16 protein-coding genes are annotated in these 16,843 nt (G+C 35.0%); 13 read left to right on the top strand and 3 right to left on the bottom strand.

Annotated elements, in window-relative coordinates:
- The first annotated feature begins 49 nt into the window (after positions 1 to 49).
- The gene (locus GVV10_RS05605) at positions 50 to 619 is read left to right on the top strand and encodes a hypothetical protein (protein WP_159520480.1); all 570 of its coding nucleotides are present in this window, start codon (positions 50 to 52) and stop codon (positions 617 to 619) included.
- A gap of 290 nt (positions 620 to 909) precedes the next feature.
- Here GVV10_RS05605 and GVV10_RS05600 read toward each other — a convergent pair whose 3' ends face one another.
- Positions 910 to 2,301, bottom strand: a complete 1,392-nt coding sequence (locus GVV10_RS05600) for a phosphoglucomutase/phosphomannomutase family protein (RefSeq protein WP_159520478.1) — start codon at positions 2,299 to 2,301, stop codon at positions 910 to 912.
- Between the two features lie 235 nt (positions 2,302 to 2,536).
- Here GVV10_RS05600 and GVV10_RS05595 point away from each other — a divergent pair, with 235 nt between their 5' ends.
- Complete coding sequence (locus GVV10_RS05595) at positions 2,537 to 3,889, top strand: Y-family DNA polymerase (RefSeq protein WP_236261872.1); 1,353 nt, start codon at positions 2,537 to 2,539, stop codon at positions 3,887 to 3,889.
- Positions 3,889 to 4,257, top strand: coding sequence for a hypothetical protein (locus tag GVV10_RS05590; protein ID WP_236261871.1), 369 nt, complete (start codon positions 3,889 to 3,891; stop codon positions 4,255 to 4,257). The genes GVV10_RS05595 and GVV10_RS05590 overlap by 1 nt, the downstream gene beginning before the upstream one ends.
- A gap of 39 nt (positions 4,258 to 4,296) precedes the next feature.
- On the opposite strand, the gene GVV10_RS05585 is transcribed toward GVV10_RS05590, so the two are convergent.
- Entirely contained in the window at positions 4,297 to 5,481 is a 1,185-nt protein-coding gene (locus tag GVV10_RS05585; RefSeq protein ID WP_159520474.1) for an acyl-CoA dehydrogenase family protein, read from the bottom strand.
- Positions 5,482 to 5,704: 223 nt separating this feature from the next.
- Positions 5,705 to 6,625: a DUF561 domain-containing protein gene (locus GVV10_RS05580; RefSeq protein ID WP_159520472.1), complete on the bottom strand. Its 921-nt coding sequence runs from the start codon at positions 6,623 to 6,625 to the stop codon at positions 5,705 to 5,707.
- A 506-nt stretch (positions 6,626 to 7,131) separates the two neighbouring features.
- On the opposite strand from GVV10_RS05580, the gene GVV10_RS05575 reads away from it, so the two are divergent.
- The 10 genes from GVV10_RS05575 to GVV10_RS05530 all read left to right on the top strand — a co-directional run bounded on the left by GVV10_RS05575 (position 7,132) and on the right by GVV10_RS05530 (position 16,841).
- Positions 7,132 to 7,896 carry a type III pantothenate kinase gene (locus tag GVV10_RS05575; RefSeq protein WP_159520470.1) on the top strand — a complete coding sequence of 255 codons (765 nt, stop codon included), beginning with the start codon at positions 7,132 to 7,134 and terminating at the stop codon, positions 7,894 to 7,896.
- A gap of 131 nt (positions 7,897 to 8,027) precedes the next feature.
- Positions 8,028 to 9,209 (top strand): acetyl-CoA C-acetyltransferase, encoded by a 1,182-nt coding sequence (locus tag GVV10_RS05570; protein ID WP_159520468.1) that lies wholly within the window; start codon positions 8,028 to 8,030, stop codon positions 9,207 to 9,209.
- Between the two features lie 48 nt (positions 9,210 to 9,257).
- Positions 9,258 to 10,157: a LysR family transcriptional regulator gene (locus GVV10_RS05565; RefSeq protein ID WP_159520466.1), complete on the top strand. Its 900-nt coding sequence runs from the start codon at positions 9,258 to 9,260 to the stop codon at positions 10,155 to 10,157.
- A gap of 217 nt (positions 10,158 to 10,374) precedes the next feature.
- The gene (locus GVV10_RS05560; RefSeq protein ID WP_159520464.1) at positions 10,375 to 11,232 is read left to right on the top strand and encodes a 3-hydroxybutyryl-CoA dehydrogenase; all 858 of its coding nucleotides are present in this window, start codon (positions 10,375 to 10,377) and stop codon (positions 11,230 to 11,232) included.
- Between the two features lie 14 nt (positions 11,233 to 11,246).
- A complete protein-coding gene (locus tag GVV10_RS05555) occupies positions 11,247 to 12,029 on the top strand; it encodes an enoyl-CoA hydratase-related protein (RefSeq protein WP_159520462.1) in 783 nt (260 codons plus the stop codon).
- A 10-nt stretch (positions 12,030 to 12,039) separates the two neighbouring features.
- Positions 12,040 to 12,762: a CoA transferase subunit A gene (locus GVV10_RS05550; RefSeq protein WP_159520460.1), complete on the top strand. Its 723-nt coding sequence runs from the start codon at positions 12,040 to 12,042 to the stop codon at positions 12,760 to 12,762.
- 2 nt (positions 12,763 to 12,764) lie between these two features.
- On the top strand, positions 12,765 to 13,421 hold the full coding sequence (locus tag GVV10_RS05545) for a 3-oxoacid CoA-transferase subunit B (RefSeq protein WP_159520458.1): 657 nt from the start codon (positions 12,765 to 12,767) through the stop codon (positions 13,419 to 13,421).
- Positions 13,422 to 13,438: 17 nt separating this feature from the next.
- Entirely contained in the window at positions 13,439 to 14,692 is a 1,254-nt protein-coding gene (locus tag GVV10_RS05540) for a hypothetical protein (RefSeq protein ID WP_159520456.1), read from the top strand.
- A gap of 135 nt (positions 14,693 to 14,827) precedes the next feature.
- Positions 14,828 to 16,240, top strand: coding sequence for a DUF438 domain-containing protein (locus tag GVV10_RS05535; protein ID WP_201290002.1), 1,413 nt, complete (start codon positions 14,828 to 14,830; stop codon positions 16,238 to 16,240).
- A gap of 112 nt (positions 16,241 to 16,352) precedes the next feature.
- Positions 16,353 to 16,841, top strand: coding sequence for a hypothetical protein (locus GVV10_RS05530; RefSeq protein ID WP_159520454.1), 489 nt, complete (start codon positions 16,353 to 16,355; stop codon positions 16,839 to 16,841).
- The last annotated feature ends 2 nt before the right edge of the window (positions 16,842 to 16,843 follow it).

Genomic DNA, 16,843 nt, shown 5'->3' with positions numbered 1-16,843 from the left:
GGTTGACATTCCATTATCACTTCAGCATCTTTAAGAAAAGAGGTCCTTTATGGAATTGTTTTTAATGCTTTTAGAAACCACTATTTACATTTTTTCATTATATTTTTTCTATTATTTTTCAAGAAATAAAAATTTTTCACGTACAAGATACGTTTTTATTATTTATCGACTTATTGCTGTATTATTAATCATTAAAGATCAATATAATTATGGATTTAGTTTTATTGAATTATGCTCAGATATAGTTTACTACGAAATAGTTATACTTATACCTTATTTCTGTTTATATAAGACTGATATAAAGTATTCAAAATTTTTAAATACAGTTAATAATCTCCAAATAAACTACATCATTTTATCAAGTCTAGATAAATGGGAAATGAATGCGATTAATGATTTATCTAAGACTTTAGAAATTATCGACAGTTACTTTAAAATTCAAAAAAAATATAAAACATTGGGCCGTATTTACTTAGATGAGACTGAAAATTATTTTATAATTGAAGTATTAATAAGCGGGGAGGAAAATGAGCCATTTCCTGCAGATTTCGGTAGTGTTGAAGTATCCGTTGAGCCTTTGGGAGCAGGTAAAGAATATAGCTTTAGGCATGAAATTTAATCGTTATTTGCATTAATATAAGATAATGTAATTAGCTTTTTTTTTTTGAAACTATTAAGAAGACTATGGGACATTATTTTAAACTGTAGCTAAAAAGTTGGAGCTTGTCGGTAGTAGTAATGCTAATCTGTAGTTGCACATAAAATGGTCGATTATACAAAGATGATAAATATAAAAAAGAATACTTCTATCAATTCATTGTAAAATGAAAAGGTATTGGTATTTTTATTATGAAAAAACTGAACGTCTGTATCCATGGTTAGGAACGATGTTCAGTTTATTTGTTTAGATTATAAGTTTAAGAATGATTCGAAGGTTTGCGTTAGTTTAATAATGTCGTCTTGTGAATTTGCTTCAGCAAAGACGCGGATTAAAGGTTCAGTTCCTGAGAAACGAGCTGAAATCCAAGCCCCATCTTTAAAGTAAACCTTGAGTCCATCCATGTATGATATATGGTCAATGTCTAAGTGGAAGTTTGGAATGTCTTTTTTTACAAAGAGATCTTGTTGAATTCGTTCTTTATCTTCTTGAGTGAAACTATAGTCGAGTTCATCATTGTAAAGTCTTCCATAGCGTTCTTCAAGCTCTTTGACAAGTTCGCTTAAGCTCTTCTTACTGACACTGACCATTTCAACCAGTAAGGTTGCTGCGAAAATACCGTCTTTTCCTTGAATATGACCACGAATTGTTAGTCCACCACTTGATTCACCACCAATGAGTGCATCGTGTTTTTCCATGTTTTCGGAAATATGTTTGAAACCGACTGGAACTTCTATGCATTGTTGATTGTGGTCTTTCGCAATTCTATCTAAGAGATGAGTTGTTGATATATTTCTTACGACATCTCCCTTTAAACCTTTGTATTCTAATAAATAAAAATACAAGAGTGAAAGAAGCATGTTGGGGTGTATAAAATTACCAAGTTCATCAATGATTCCGATTCTATCGGCGTCACCATCAGTAGCGATTCCCATATCATAGTTTCCATCAATTACTTTTTCTTCAAGTTCGTGTAGGTTTGCGGATGCAGGTGAAGGTAATTTACCACCAAACAAGGTATCGTGTCGTTCGTTGATCATATCGACATCTGCACGCAATGTATTGAGAATAATGGATAGAGATGTCTTCGATACGCCATACATAGGATCGACCATTACCTTAAGTTCAGCATCGCGAATTGCTTGTTGATCGACATGACTCAAGATTGCGTCAATGTAGTTGTTTTTAGGGTTGTATTCTTTAAAAAGATCACTTTTTAGCGCCTCGTCTGTACTGATTGAGTTGACAATGATCCCTTGATCAATTCTCTTTTGAAATTTATTTGTAATGTCTTCACTGGCATCTTTTCCGCCTTCTGTAAAGACCTTGATCCCATTGTAAAGGGCAGGGTTATGACTTGCTGTCACAGCAACGCCATACTCTAATCCTAACTCTTTGACTGCAAACATTGTCATGGGTGTGGGTACAGCTTTAGGAATAAAATAAACACCTATGTCATTCGCAATAAATACTTCAGCCATCCACATTGCGGCCACATCAGATAAAAAACGACGATCATATCCAATCACAATTTCCTTTGACGTCATTTCGTCAGCCAATGATTGGGTTAAAATTTGAACATTTTCTTTTGTGAATTCGTCGCCAATAATCGCACGCCATCCACCAGTACCAAACTTAATCATTCTTACTCCTCCTCAAGAGTTATACTCTCTTAAACTTTATTATAACAAAGTTACGAAATGAATGGATGATGATGGCTTCTTTTTGGATAGAGTGACAACTTTTTAGTGCAAACATCCCTAGACATGGATTAGATTTTTTTGTCTTATTTGAGGATGAATATAAAGAAATGTGAATACATGTCATAAAGTGTCGTTTATTAATTATAGAATAAATACAAGAAAAGGAATGATAAGCATGAAGAATTTAGTATTTGATTATGATAAAGAACCTTCAAGAGATATTCTCTGTATTGATTGTAAAAGTTTTTATGCATCGTGTGAAGCGGTAGCACGGGGCTTCGATCCTTTAAAAGTAAAGCTTGTCGTTATGAGTTATCCTAGTGATAATGTTAAAGAACGTGGCAGTGGTTTAATTTTAGCGTCAAGTCCTCAAGCAAAAAAAGCGTATCATATATCAAACATTAGCCGTGCTAGAGACTTGCCATATCCTTATCCTAAAGATCTTGTGATTGCTCCACCACGTATGAATTTATACATGAGTATTCAAAAGAAAATTAATACAATTTATCGCCAATATGTTGATGATGAAAACATAGCGGTTTATTCAGTGGATGAAACATTTTTAGATGTAACAGGTTCACTGCGTTACTTTAATTGTGACAGTGCCCATGAACTCGCACGATTAATTCAAATCGATGTTTTTAAAGAAACAGGTATCTATACTACCGTTGGAATCGGCGATAATCCTTTACTCGCTAAATTGGCACTTGATAATGAAGCGAAATACAATCAGGATATGAAAGCAGAATGGCGGTATGACGATGTTAAAGAGAAAGTATGGAATATTCCTAATTTAACTGATTTTTGGGGAATTGGTCAACGGTCAGCCCTTCGTTTACAAAAAATGGGGATTCATTCCATTCGCGATTTAGCACACATCAATTATTATAAAATTAAAAAAGAAATGGGAGTTATTGGAGCTCAACTTTATGCTCATGCTTGGGGTATTGATCGTACTTTTCTTGGAGAAGTTTATATTCCTAAATCAAAATCTATTGGTAACTCTCAGGTCTTAAATCGTGATTATAAAAAACGTAGTGAGATTGAAATTATTTTACAAGAAATGAGTGATCAAGTTGCGACTCGTCTTAGACGAAGTGGAAAACGATGCACGTGTGTTAGCTTATGGGTTGGCTATTCCTTGTGGTATGTTGATAAACATGGAAAAAGTGGGTTTAGTAAACAAATGAAAATTGAAGCGACTCATAACAGTAAAAAAATAGCGGAGGCAGTTTTTAAAATATTTGATCAGTTCTATACTAACCAAGTCATACGAAATGTTGGAATAACATGTTCTAAGTTAGAAGAACCGCAACTAGAACAACTCAATTTGTTTGAAAGTATTGAAGTAAAAGATAAAGAAAATAAATTTGATGAAGTTGTTGATGAGATTAGAGATAGATATGGATTTACAAAATTAGTTTATGCAAGCAGTTTGATTGCTGGTGGGCGGGCTATTGCTCGTAGTAATTTAGTGGGAGGTCATGCAGGTGGTATGGGTGGAATTGAAAATAAGGAGTTTAAATGATGAGACGAAGAACTAAAAAAGAGTTTGTAAACTACAATGATTATGAAGATCGTTCATTTGGTTTAAAGTGGGGGACAGCGTTTGCATTAGACGAATTAAAGAAAGTGATTGATGACAATAAAAACGATGCAATGGATACGGGAAAAAAACTTCCGCAAATGACACAAGCAGAAATAGATGATGTTTTACAAATTGCATTTTTAAAAACAAAGAGTGTATCGATTCAACTTAATTTATACGATGACAAAGATCGTTTATATCCTACTATAGAAGGTGTTTTTTCAGGTTATGCTGATTGTGAAAATTTATATATAGAAGATCAAGATATAGCCTGGGAAATAATTAGGAATATTCAAATTAAAGAATAAAAAAAGCTGGTCATTAACCAACTTTTTGAGTATAAAAGATTAAACAAAGGCACTGATATCAGTTAAGCCACGTCCCACAATAAGAGAATTGATTTCATGACTGCCTTCATATGTATAGATTGCTTCAGCGTCTGCAAAGAATCGCGCAACATCGGTATCCAGTGTAATACCGTTACCACCGACAATTTCTCGTGCAAGTGCGACGGTTTCTCTCATGCGTAATGCATTATTCATTTTCACAAGAGATGATTCTTCATTGCTATAAATTCCATGTTCATCTTGCTGTTTGGCGAGTTGGACTGAAAGTGCAAGTGATGAAGTTAAGTTTGCAGCCATTTTAGAAATTTTATCTTGGATAATTTGGAATGAAGCAACAGGACGTCCGAATTGTTTTCTTTCTTTAACATAATTTAATGCTGCTTCTAAGGCGCCTGCTTGAATTCCTGTCGCAATATGAGCAACATCGGCTCGTGTTCTTTGTAAAATTTTATTTACGTCTTTAAAAGAATTAATATTAACTAAACGACGGTCATCGTCAATATGAACATCTTTTAAAGTAATGTGTCCGTTTTGTACGGGTCTTAAGGATACTTTCCCCCAAATATTTTCAACGGATACCCCTTTGGCTTTTCCAGGAACAACAAAGCATTTGACTTGTTGATCTGCTTTATCCCGGGCAAAAATAATCATTTCATCGGCTGTATCTGCTCCACCAATCCAACGCTTCTCTCCATTGATCACCCATTGATCTCCAACTTTTTCAGCGGTTGTGCTCATTCCGCCAGCGATGTCAGAACCTGAATCTGGTTCTGTTAATCCAAAACATCCTTGTAGTCCAAGGGTACGGGCTGGAACTTCAAATCGTTCAATTTGTTCTTGACTACCACCGATTTTTAGAGCGGTACGATAGAGGCCGACATGCACTGTATAGTATGTTGCAATCGAAGCATCGACACGGGCTAATTCGTAGTATAAAAATACATTATATAATTGTGAATATGTGCCATCACGTCCTTCATATAATTTGGAGTCACTCATAATTCCAGTGTTTACAACCTCTGCAAATTCTTCGTAGGGGAATGTCGCATTTTCCCAATGCTGATTAATGACAGGTTTCACCTTTTCATTTAAGACTGTTCGTACTTTAGCCAAAACCTCTTTTTCACCGTCTGTAAGGTCGTTTGAATAAGCAAGTAAATCAGGTCCAAAATCTAAATCTAACATATTTCCTCCTCTAGCGCTGATAGCGCATTCATGTACAAATCCATTTAATCAAATTTAAATAGAGAAAGAAATGAATATGATGAGAATTATAATAGGCAAATATAATACCACCTATAAGCAGTTACGATGGCTTAAATAGTGATATATTTAACAATTCTATTCCAGTTATTTTAACATGAAAAAAAGATCAAACTTTGTGTTTGATCTTTAGTGGTAGAGATTATTATAAGTTTGATTTTAGTGTCTGATAGTCATTGATAATCGTTTCAATGATTTCCTTGACAGGCCTAATAACTGTTAAAAGCCCAGATATTTGACCAGCCATCACTGAACCGGTTTCGACATCACCGTTGTGAACAGCTCTTTCTAAAGAACCATTGGTTAAACTGTCGAGTTTATCTTGATTTTCGTTATTATACTCCATTTCTAAGTATTGTTGGGACATTGGATTGTTAATCACACGGACCATTCGTCCAATTCGTTGTCCAGTCACAACAGTCGATGTGTCATTTGCCTCTAAAACTTTTAGTTTATAACTGTTAGGAACCGGGCATTCTAGAGCGGTTAAGAAAAGCGTTCCTGCCTGGATACCGCTTGCTCCCAGTGCTTGAGCTGCTAGTAATCCCCTTGCATCCGCGATTCCTCCTGCAGCAATTACTGGAATGTTAACAGCATCCACAACTTGTGGAATTAAGGACATCGTCGTGGTTTTTCCAATATGACCTCCAGCTTCGGTTCCTTCGGCGATGACTGCATCGACGCCAAGTTCATCCATCTTAACTGCAAGTTTTACAGAAGGGACAACAGGAACAACTTTTACATTTGCTTGTTTAAATTTATCCATGAAACGTTTTGGCGTTCCAGCACCAGTCGTAACGATTTTTACCTTTTGTTCTATTAATACATCAACAAGTTCGTCAACATTGCTCATCATTAACATCAAATTGACTGCAAATGGTTTATCTGTATGTTTTTGAACTTCCTTAATTTCTGATCTTAATTGCTCAGCATCCATTCCAGCAGAAGCGATAATCCCAAGTCCTCCTGCTTCTGATACCGCAATCACTAATTGAGATGTAGAGATTTGCGCCATTGCTCCTTGTAATATAGGATACTTAATACCAAATAATTCTGTAATTGACATTTTATTCATCCTTTCTTAAATCAATGATATCACTGTATTGAGATAAAGAGAACATTTTGTGCTATTAGATTTAGTTATAGAACATATTTCTGTGAAATGTTTAACAAGAAAAAAGCGACTGAATACACACTAAAAAGTGATCATTAAAATGAAGGGTATAAGCTTAACTAATAGTCTTGAATGCGCTTTCAGTACCTTGTTTGACTTTGGGTTTTACTTGTATTATTGTGAACTTACTTGATTGATATCAAGCGCCGAATAGGGCGAGAACAAACAAACAGATAGAGCCATTGATGTGAATTTGGTTCCTTTCTAGCCAATTATCATAATAAAAATTCCAAGTGCTTATGACAGTATAAATATCAACAACTATTTATCTTCCATGATGATAAGCATTCCTTAATTACTGAAAATCTCTTTTTTAAAACCTATCATTGTTATTTGTTCTTAAAGTAAAGAAGTTTAGCTAATCAGCAGACTTCTTTATTTTTATAAATGGAGGTTATATGAATTTACTTAGTCTTGATATAGGAAATACAACCATGCATTTTGTGGTTTATGATCAAACAAGTTCTATTGTCTACAATAAAAGAGAGTTAACACATCAAGAAGATGAGTTTGGATCATATTTTATGGAGTGTTTGAAAAAAATTGAATATGAAATAAATGTTATTGTTTTGAGTTGTGTTGTTCCAAGTATTCATGAAAGTGTTCGTGTGATACTTAAACATTATTATTCATCTGTGCTTTTAGATGTAAATATGCAAACAATTGGAAAGATGGAGTCGAGATTAGAAGGAAATGAGGCGATTGGCGCAGATTTACTCGCTTGTGCTTATGGAGCATATCAGCTCGTTGGAGAAGCAGTTATTATCGTTGATATGGGTTCTGCTAATAAAATCATTGTCGTAGGCGATGACTTTGTTTACGAAGGTGGGATTATTTTTCCTGGCATTGGTTTGGGTTTACGAACATTTGAAGAAACACTGAAGCATTTGCCTAAGATCAATCTTGAGTACCCAGAGTTTGTATTGGGGCGTGATACAGACACCGCACTTCGCTCAGGTTTTATGTATGGGATTAAATTTCAAATCGAAGCGATGATTAGTGAAATAGAAGAAGAATTAGGGATAAAAGCCAAACGTATATTAACGGGAGGCTATGCTCAATACTTTGAAAAAAATATGCCTTTATTTGACTATTATCCAAATCTTATTCATCATGGACATTATTATTTATACATGAATTCAATCTATAAGCAAACCTTATAGGTCTATTATAATTCGTAATTGAAATACGGTCGAAAACACCCTTATTTCTAAGCCTATTGGTTGACTATAAACGATAAGGGTCTTAAATTAAAGTTTGTAAAGCGCTTTCATAAGCGACTCAGGAGGTAATGATGAAAGAAGTAGTTATTGTTTCAGCTATGCGTACAGCACTTGGTTCTTATAGTGGTGTATTTAAAAATACGAGTGCGGTTGATTTAGGTGTTACAGCTGTTAAAGCAGCAATGAATGAAATTAATCTTGATCCATTTGAGGTTGATGAGTTAATTTTCGGAAACGTGTTATCAGCTGGGCTCGGACAAAATGTTGCCCGTCAAGTTGCTATACATTCTGGTATACCAAAAGAAGTCCCTTCCTATACAATTAATAAAGTGTGTGGATCAGGCCTAAAAACAATTCATCTTGCAGCTCAACAAATTATGCTTGGTGAGGCAGATGTAATGATTGCAGGTGGTACTGAGAATATGTCCCAAGCAGCATACGTCTTAGACGATTTACGTTTTGGGGCAAGAATGGGTAATAAAAGCGTAATTGATACAATGTTATGTGATGGATTGACGGACGCTTTTACTGATATTCACATGGGAATTACAGCTGAAAACATTGCCGATAAATACGGGTTTACACGAGAAGAACAGGATGATTTAGCCTATCATAGTCAAATCAGGGCTGAAAAAGCGATAAAATCAGGACGTTTCAAAAACGAAATAGCACCTGTCACTGTGCCGCAACGTCGTAAGGATGATCTACTCGTTGATACAGATGAGTACCCGCGATTTAATACAACGATGAAGACCTTAGAGAAATTAAGACCAGCGTTTAAAAAAGATGGAACGGTAACTGCCGGAAATGCATCAGGACTCAATGATGGAGCAGCAGCAATTATACTCATGAGTCGAGAAAAAGCAGACGCATTAAACCTTAAAATTCTTGCAACCTATAAAGCGGGTTCTGCACATGGTGTCGATCCTAAAATAATGGGAACAGGACCAATTCCATCAACACAAAAAGCGTTAAATACTGTGGGATGGAAGGTCGAAGACTTAGATTTAATTGAAGCTAATGAAGCATTTGCATCTCAAGCATTAAGCGTTATTACTGACTTAAAACTAAATCGTGATATAGTAAATGTTAATGGAGGGGCCATTGCTCTTGGACACCCAATTGGTGCGTCTGGAGCACGTATATTTGTTACGCTTATTCACGAAATGAACAAACGTGACAGCAAAAAAGGATTAGCAACACTTTGTATAGGTGGTGGACAAGGGTTTTCAGTTGTTGTTGAAAGAGACTGATTATAATTTAAACATGGATAACAAACTCTAATAGAGAGGGGTACTATTTTGAGAATAGAGCACTTAAGATATTTAATTGCAGTTGTTGAAAATGGCAACAATATATCTGCTGCTTCGAAAAAGTTATACACATCACAGTCTGCAATTAGTCAAATGATTTTAAAGTTTGAAAAAGAATATGGTTTAATTTTATTCTACCGTGAGAAAGGTCGTTTGAAAGAATTAACACCTGTCGGTAAGGAAATCTATCAAGAAATTGTTGACATTGTTGAAAAATATGACCACATGATTGAGAAAATTGATGAACAAATAGAAGAACAAATGTCCGTCTTAAAAATAGGGATCCCAGAACAAATCACCACAATTTATTACCAGGATTTTTTTGATCGATTCATTAAGAATAATCCAACGATTAAACTGGAAATCTATGAGGAAGGTTCAAAAACCTTAGCATCAATGTTGCAACGACATGAACTAGACTTTGCTGTTTTAGTTGAACCTGTTGAGCTTAATAAGAAGAAATTTTCTAAGACAACGTTGGTGAGTGACGAATTAGTTGCCTATATGTCTAACAACAATATTCTAAGTAAAAAAGAAACACTCACTTGGAAAGATATGTGTTATACCGATATCGCTCTTTTTAATAATGGATTTAAAACTTACGATCTGGTTACATCAAAATTAACCGATAAGCAAATAAAAAATAAAATTTCATTAACCTCAACATCATGGAATTTTATTATGGATGTCTGTAAAAAAAGTAATATGTTAAGCTTTTTTGCATCGGAGGTAGCAGATAAGTACTTAGATGAGAAAATGACCTCAAGACACTTTGAGGATCCCATCCCATTTATAATTTCTTTATGGACACAGAAAAGGAAATCCAATGACAAAAATGAAAAGAAATTTGCATCTGAAATGATCGAGTTTTCTAAAAGTAATCATTAATTATTTTAAAAATTTATTGCAACGAGAGATGTTTTTCTCTCGTTTTTTTTATGCTTAAAATGAAGGGATCAAGTGTGAATTTTTTAACGAATAGTGTCCATAGTAAATGCTTATAAAGCCTATAACTAAGGGCTATAAAGTGATTCTAATATGCGTGATAGAATCTAATTGTAAGCGGTTGCGTACATCAGGGAATTAGATGAAGGAGGATGATGGAATGCTTATAAAAAAAGTAATGGTTATTGGGGCAGGACAAATGGGAAGTGGTATTGCTCAGGTGTTTGCTCGATCAGGATTTGAAGTAGTGTTAAATGACATCAAGGAGGAGTTTGTTGAGGGGGGAGTTAAGAACATCAATCGCCAATTACAACGTAGTGTGGATAAAGAACGAATCACTACAAAACAAATGGCGGAAACAATGGCTAAGATTAGCAAATCAACATCGTATGAAGATGCTAAAGATGTTGACTTAGTGATTGAAGCTGCAACAGAGAATAAAGAAATTAAATTAAAGATATTCTCAGAACTCGATCGTATTGCACCAAAAGAAACAATACTAGCAAGTAATACCTCATCATTATCAATTACGGAGATTGCTATGGCGACAAAACGTCCCGATAAAGTAGTTGGGATGCATTTTTTTAACCCAGCACCAGTGATGAAGCTCGTTGAAGTTATCAATGCTTTAACAACGTCGAAATCAACAAGTGAAACTGTGATAGAAGTCTCACAGAAGATTGGTAAAACACCAGTTCGTGTCAATGATTCATATGGCTTTGTCGTAAACCGTATTCTGATTCCTATGATTAACGAAGCAGTTTTTGTCTTAGGAGAAGGTGTTGCGAGTGCCAAGGAAATTGATGAAGCGATGAAACTTGGCGCTAATCACCCATTAGGTCCATTGGCATTAGGAGATCTAATTGGTTTGGATGTAGTTTTAGCGATTATGAATGTATTAAACGATGGATTTGGAGATCCTAAATATCGACCAGCACCACTATTAAAGAAATACACTGAAGCAGGTTGGTTAGGACGTAAATCAGGTAAAGGATTCTTTGACTATAAACAATCATGAAAAGGAGCTTATAAATGAAATTAAATTCAATTGAATTACTAATAGAAGATAAAATTGCGACATTAACGATTAATCGTCCCAAAGCACTTAATGCGTTAAATACAGAAGTACTACAAGAACTTGCTTTAGCTTTAAATGAAATTGAAAAGAATGATAATATCTTAGCTTTAATTTTAACCGGGTCAGGTGAAAAATCATTTGTGGCAGGCGCTGATATCGCTGAAATGAAAGATAAAAATGCTGTGGAAGGCCAGATATTCTCTAAACTTGGAAATAAGGTATTTAGTCAATTAGAAAACTTGAAAATACCAACAATAGCTGCGGTTAATGGCTTTGCTTTAGGTGGCGGATGTGAACTTGCACTAGCAACTGATATTCGTATCGCAAGTGAAAATGCTTTGTTTGGACAGCCAGAAGTTGGTTTAGGGATAACACCAGGCTTTGGTGGGACTCAAAGGCTATCTCGAGCGATAGGGTTATCCAAAGCAAAAGAAATGATCTTTACTGGGCGAAATGTTAAAGCCGAACAAGCATTAGATATGGGACTTATCAGTCAGATAGTTCCAAAAGGAGACGTTCTAAATGCTGCAAAAGATCTCGCAAGCAAAATAAATCGCAACGCGCCTTATGCTGTACAAGCATCAAAACGTGCGATGAATCAAGGAATTAATCTTGATTTGGAGCAAGGATTGAATTTAGAAACAGAAGTATTTGGGCTTTGTTTTTCAACCGAAGACCAAAAAGAGGGTATGAGTGCATTTATCGATAAACGTAAAGCAACATTTTTAAATAAATAAAGGAGAAAATATGGCTGAAATTATTAAAATTGACGAAGCAATAAACAAAATAAACTCAGGAGACACCTTGATGATTTCAGGGTTCTTGGGTGTAGGGTCACCGATTGGGATAATTGATGCACTTGCAGAGAGTAATAAAGACGAATTAACCTTAGTGATGTCGGTTTCTGCTTACCCAGGTGTTACGCATGATGTTGGAAAACTTGTAGCAAACAAACAAGTAAAAAAATTTATTGGAGCGCATATCGGAACTTCAAAAGAATTAAGTAAGCAGTATTTGGAAGGTGAATTAGAGGTTGAGTTTATTCCGATGGGTACTTTAGCGGAATGTATTCACGCAGCCGGTGCTGGATTGGGCGGGGTTCTAACACCTGTTGGTATTGGTACTCAACAAGAAGCGGAAAACAAAAAGGTCACGATTAATGGAAAAGATTATCTATATTATCGTCCGATTGGCTCAGAAGTATCAATTATAAAAGGTGCTAAAGCGGACAAATATGGCAATATAACAACACGTGGAACTTCCAAATCAGCAATTCTAGCGATGGCTTTAGCAGGAAAAACCGTAATTGCGGAAGTCAATGAAATTGTTGAAGTTGGCGAGATAGAGCCAGACGATGTTGAGGTACCAGGTATTCTAGTTGATTATATTGTTCAAGGTATGAATATTGAAGAAAGTCATACATACTTTAATGAATTGTGGAAAAGTACAAATGTATTGAGGGAGGAATAAAGATGAATCCAAAAGAAATAATTGCACGAAGAATTGCTCAAGAGTTTTCGGATGGAATGGTTGTGAATTTAGGGTTTGGAATTCCAAATCATTCAGCTGATTTTATTCCAGAAAGTGTTAACGTTGTTTTACAAGCAGAAAATGGGGCACTCCGTTTTGGGGGAACACCCACTGCACAAACCTCAGATCCTGACTTAGGTAACTCAGGAGGAATGCCAATCACACTTTTACCAGGCGCATCAACCTTTGATATGCGAACATCCTTTGCGATCATTCGAGGTGGACATGTCGATATGACTGTTTTGGGAGCATTGGAAGTCTCTGAAAATGGGGATATTGCGAATTGGTTAATTCCAGGGGTTTTATCTCCAGGAATGGGAGGAGCAATGGATTTGTTAGTTGGGGCTAACAAAGTAATTGCTTCAATTCAACATACGGATAAAAAAGGAAATTCAAAAGTTTTAAAACAATGTAAATTACCATTATCGGCCTCTGGTGTAGTTGATATGATTATCACAAACCTAGCAGTATTTATTGTATCCAAAGATGGTCTTGTGTTAACGGAAGTTGCTCCTGGAGTTAGTGTTGAAGAAGTTCTTGAAAAAACAGAAGCAAATGTAATCGTTGCTGATAATGTTAAAGAAATGGTCTTAGCATAAATTAGAGAAGAGGAACTATGAAAGAATATATTATGGAAAAACGCTTTGATAATGATATTTTAAATGGTTTAGTGTCTGTGCTTATTGTTATGATCGTAGCGTCAATAGGCTGGATTGTTTGGTCACAAGGATTTAATTTATTATTTAAAATCATTGCAGGGGATAGTCTAAAAACAATCGATTCGAGTTTACAAGATTTATTTTTATTAAATGCTGTTGAAGGAAGTTTCTTTTGGCTTGTCATCTCATCGTGGGTTTGGTTTAGTCTAGATTTAGGTAACTATGGAAAATATGCTAAAACATCAAAGCAACCACAAGCAGGTTTTAGATACTTCTTATTGTCGCTTGCAGCCGGATTCGTTGGCTTTATTATCTTTGTAGGTTTGCATGGGATATGGTGGGAACCGTTCAAATGGAAAGTTTTATTTACGCCACAAACAAATGTAGAAGCAGCTCTAGCGATTAAAGGGTGGGGTGCAATAAACTTCTTTGCTTTATCGGTTATCATGGCTCAAATTCCAATTGTTAGTCTATTTCAAAGATACCCATTTTCTAAATATTCCAAAAGTGACTGGTCAATTGGGTTTGGTACCTTAGGTTTAAGTTTTTTTATTGCTTTACTTAATTGGAATACATTTATACTTCCCAGTTTCATCCAATTGCAAACAAATGTTCAAGTTGCTGGTCAAGAAATATTGGTATTGGCAACTCAACAGCCGTTTGGTAGTTGGTCGACTGCATTGGCTTGGGCTCAGATTTTTATTTTCTTTTTTCTGCTACCAGCTGAAGGTGGAGAACTATACCCACAGAAGATATTCACTGATAAGCAACCTTACTCAGGAATGGTAGGATTACTGATCGCTTTGATTGGAGCATTTACACTTTTACCACTATTACGAAGTATTTTAGCCCCACTTGCAACAAGTGTTAATTTAGATAATGATTTAGTTGTTGCATCATTTGTTTTAACAATTATTAATGTATTGCTAACGTGGCATCATTTGTTTTATGATTATCCATCAAGCGACAAGGCTCGTCTTGGTAAAAGACTGTCGATGCGACTAATCACTGTTTTGGTTGTTGGTTCAATCTTGGGGATCGTATGGATAAAATATCACCATCTCATTCCTTTTGGATCAAATGACTTAGGACTCAAGCATCCAATGTTAGGTTTAATGGGTGGACAATTTGTTTATATGATGCCGATGTTAATTATGAATACCTTCTTTGATAAATGGCCCAATGCTCAGTCAAAATTAAAGAATCAATAAGAATAGAATAAGATTGAAATATTTTGTGTTAAACAACACTTAGTCTTTCAATCTTTTTTTGTGAGAATTATATAATAAATAGAATAGGGAATGAATGATTGAGTGCTATAATAAATAAAAGAGAGGTGTACAAAAATGAAAATAAGTATTGATGAAACGTTTTATGATGTTGTATCGAAAGATGAACGTTTATTAGATTTTTTGATTGACTTTGGTTTTAAACCAATGAAAAAGAAAATAACCTTAGAAACCATGGGGAAAATAGTCACCTTAAGAAAGGGTCTTGATCATCTTGGAACAAATGTTGATCAGTTAAATCAGGACTTAATTGATGAAGGACTTGAGATTACATTTGTGGATGAAAAAAAAGCAGAAGGCTTAGGTAAACTTATTAAAGAACTTCATGATGGGCGAGATCCTGAAATTGTAAAGGAATCATTTAGAGAACAGTTTGGTAGCGTTTCTGCTGCTGAAATCATTGAGATGGAACAAGAGTTGGTTAAAAATGGAATGCCTATCAGTGAAATTCAACGCTTATGTGATATCCACGCGGATGTATTTAATGGTTCTATTGAAGAGATTCATGCAAGTGTTGATGAATTTGAAGTGCCGGGTCATCCAGTTCATGTGTTAAAAGAAGAAAACAGAGCATTGGAAGAATTGTTGGAAGACATGGATAAAGCAATAGGCATGTTAATAAAACAAGACTCAAGTGAACTTCGCTTTGGCTTAATCACGTTGACAAACGACTTGTATGATCTTGATAAGCATTATAAACGTAAAGAAGAGTGTTATTTTCCATTTTTAGAAAAACAGGGATATACTGCACCATCACAAGTTATGTGGGGTGTTCATGATGAAATTCGTCTAGATCTAAAAAACTTTTATGATTTACTTAAATCAGAATCACCAATTGAACTATCTCATCATTTTTCCGCCCTTAGAAAACGTATTGAGGACATGATATTTAAGGAAGAAAAGATTTTACTACCGATGATTGTGGAAGAAATTACAGAAGATGATTGGTTGAAAATTGCGAAAGAAAGCCAAGAAATTGGCTACTGTTTAGTGAGTCCTAAAAAAGAGTGGGTTCCTAAAAGAAAATCATTTTATGATCAAGTAAAAGAAGATCTAGCAGCAAGAGAAGAAGCCATTCATTTTAATGTTGGAACGCTTAATTTTGAAGAATTAGAAGCCATCTTAAATCTTTTGCCCATCCATGTGACTTTTGTTGATAAAGACGATACATTCAAATATTTTAATCAAACCAAAGGACGTCACTTTTTCCGATCACCTTCTCAAATTGGTCGTAAAGTGCAACACTGTCATCCCCCAAAATCAGTTGATCTTGTTGAAGGGATCTTGCATGACTTCAAAGCAAATATTAAGGATGAGGAGAGCTTTTGGATCGAAATGAATGGTAAGCTAATCTATATCGCTTACTATGCAGTTCGTGATAAGTTTGGGAACTATATGGGAACATTAGAAACTTCTATGGATATCAAACCATTCCAAGAAATTCAAGGTCAAAAAAGATTGAGAGATTAGTAAAAAAACTGAGATAATATGAGTTGACCCACACTTAATTCCTATACTATAATTGTACAGATTGATGCAAAAAAAAAAGCTTCAACAAACCATAGAATTATAGGAGAAAAATATGGAGAAAATAATCAGTTTTATGCGTGAAAATCCATTTATATGGTACTATGTTGCGTTAATGTTGATTTCACTTATCATTGGTATTGTTTCAATGAGAAAGGCGAAAGCTAAAAAGGATGGTTTTCTTGATTTACATCCCGATGCTGCACGGTTGATTCTTAATCAAAAAGGATTTATTAGCTCAACCATAATTTCCGTTCATGAAGTCAATAATGAAGCAGTACAAGAAAATATTGCTGTCATGGGAAAACTACAAACGAAAGAATCACAGTATTTTTCAGAGAAGATGACACATGGTCTTTTATTGAAACCAGGCGTTAATAAATTACTTGTAAGTTATGAAAACACTCGTCCTGGTATAATGCATAAAAGCGTTACAACCTACTCAGACCCAGAATATGTAGAAATTGAATGTAAAGCCAATACAAGGTATCGCTTGAATTTCAATACAGATACCCATCAATTTGGTGTGGAGGTTGCTGAGTAATT

The sequence above is a fragment of the Erysipelothrix urinaevulpis genome (genome assembly GCF_009828835.1).
Taxonomy (GTDB): Bacteria; Bacillota_I; Bacilli_A; order Erysipelotrichales; family Erysipelotrichaceae; genus Erysipelothrix; species Erysipelothrix urinaevulpis.
This window is presented reverse-complemented; position numbering and strand designations above follow the sequence as displayed.